This is a genomic window from Leifsonia sp. CL147, from assembly GCF_900114565.1.
Classification (GTDB): Bacteria; Actinomycetota; Actinomycetes; order Actinomycetales; family Microbacteriaceae; genus Leifsonia.
Genome location: NZ_FOTM01000034.1, coordinates 1 through 2,090 on the forward strand (window position 1 = coordinate 1; position 2,090 = coordinate 2,090).

At 65.1% G+C, this 2,090-nt stretch carries 3 protein-coding genes; 1 reads left to right on the forward strand and 2 read right to left on the reverse strand.

What is annotated here, in order from left to right; translation table 11 throughout:
- Both BM287_RS17355 and BM287_RS17360 read right to left on the reverse strand, forming a co-directional pair.
- The coding region (locus BM287_RS17355) for a hypothetical protein (protein WP_139230736.1) at positions 1-180 on the reverse strand (180 nt) is incomplete at its 3' end.
- Positions 181-247: 67 nt separating this feature from the next.
- Entirely contained in the window at positions 248-784 is a 537-nt protein-coding gene (locus tag BM287_RS17360) for a hypothetical protein (RefSeq protein ID WP_139255589.1), read from the reverse strand.
- A 335-nt stretch (positions 785-1,119) separates the two neighbouring features.
- Here BM287_RS17360 and BM287_RS17365 point away from each other — a divergent pair, with 335 nt between their 5' ends.
- Complete coding sequence (locus BM287_RS17365; protein WP_211773004.1) at positions 1,120-1,536, forward strand: response regulator transcription factor; 417 nt, start codon at positions 1,120-1,122, stop codon at positions 1,534-1,536.
- Positions 1,537-2,090: the final 554 nt, after the last annotated feature.

Here is a 2,090-nt window from a genome sequence, read left to right on the forward strand (position 1 = left end):
CTGCCCACCCCACACCGCATGCGAATAGTTGTCATCCGGATCCAGCACCACCAACCCGGCCGGCGCAGCCGCCTGCGCCGGCGTCGCCACCAGCACCGACCCAGCCACCAGGGCCGCGGCCATCACCGCGACAGCTGTGCGCAGCCGCCGACCCAGCAGGAACATTGAAGAGGACAGCATCAGCACCCTTTCGGAGTGTTGGAGATCAGAGAGAAAACAGAACGCGAGCAACAACCACAGACGGGCATCACTGGGAAACAGCCCACGCGAGCACATATCCGGACACCGAGTGGCCCGGTCCGTGCACGGCGACGACGGCCAAGCCCACCCGCTTCGACCCATCCGCCGCCAGCGGCGCACTGCCCGATGGGCCACGCGTCATCGCGCTGCGTAGCTGCTCGACGCCCGTCCGATCGGCACCGCTGACCCACCCCGTATCCACGTGAGCACCACACGACGACGACGTCGGCGCCGGAACCGTTCCGGCATTCGAGGCTGCCGCTGCGGCAACAGCCGTCGCGTACGTTGCGGCCATCGCGTCCAGACACGAGGAGGCGCCCAACTCCGGCGCCTTCACCGCCGACCGTATCGCCACCAGCTGCTTCATGATCGCCGGTCGATCCAACGCGGCCGGCTTCGGCGGCAACGTCGCGACAACGAGCTCGCCGCGCGGCAACGAGCGCGCCGACGCCAGGCCACTGAGCGCAGCCGGAGTCAACGCCACAGCTCCCACCGCGCACACCACCAGCACGATCACCAGGACAAGGACGCCCCGACCGCTCATGCCCTTCCGATCGGGCACGGCCTCACGACCGGGCACGGCCTCACGCTGCAACCGAACCCCCACGATGACCCCCCCGGTACGGCTGCGGTTGATGCACAGCAACTTCCTCGACTCACCACAGCATTCCGGCGCCACGGGCCATACGCATCACCCTGGTCCACCCCAATATGCGGGGTACGACGCAGCCGACGCCACAGAATGCGGCGCGCCGGATCGATACCGGGTGAAAACAGCGGGTGAGAACCGGCAAAGTCGCGTCAGCATGCGGGGAAATCGTCATCTCTCACATGCGGGCCCGCCTAGGCCCGTATCGCGCAGAGAAAGAGCAGGTCCGGATGGTGTCGAACCCAGGTCCGAAAATTGATCGAATCGCCGTGTCAGGCTTTCATGTGGAGCATTTCGTGAGCGAACGCGACGCAAGCCCCATCGCGGTCAGATGTGATTGCGCAGTCGGCCGCGATCACACCTACGACGAGTGGCATGAAGCCCAGGACTTGCCCGGTATGGCGCCCGTTTTAGATTCTCGTCTCCCCACGGCTGAAGGGAAGGCGCTGCTCACGCTCCGGGAGCTCTCGGTGCTCGATGGTCTCCTCGATGGTTGTTCGACACCGCAGCTCGCCGCGCGATTCGACGTCTCCGTCAACACGGTGAAGTCGCACCTCGGCAGCATCTACCGCAAGCTGGCAGTCTCCAACCGCGCCGAGGCGGTCAAGGCAGCCCTGCACCATCGCCTCCTGACGAACAAGGAATAGCGCCGGCTCGCCACCAGCATCGCGGGCCTGCATGTGCCCACCGCATCAGGAGGGCGTCCACGGGGATCCACTACCGGACAGCTGTTGCTGGTCAGTTCGAAAGCCGCCGCACGTTCCTTACGCCTAGGAGAGCGGTGACTGGCTTCACAAGTGCGATCTCGCCCAGTCGGAAGTCCTTCGCTGCGGTGAGGCGCTCGGCGAGGTCGGGGCGCTGCTTCCGCAAGTACGCGCGTGCCTTCTCGGCGTGCAAGGAGTTCGATGCAACCAACGTGAATGCATCAGACGACCAGCTTCGCCTTGAATGGCGGTCGACCACCACAGCCCGCTAGGTGATCCGTCATCGGCCCTGGTGCCAGAACCCGTCCACTGAGAGCTTCTATGCGAGGAGCGACTTGGCAGCGTGTGATTCGGCTGGTCTAGCAGGAACGCGCGCGTGCATGCATATCCGACGCCGATCATGAGCGGAGCCCTGAGATCTTCTCTCGGGCGCGCCCTAGGGCGTGTCTCCTAAATCTTTTGGGTTGATGCCGTGATGCTGGAGTGGTGTCACGTTT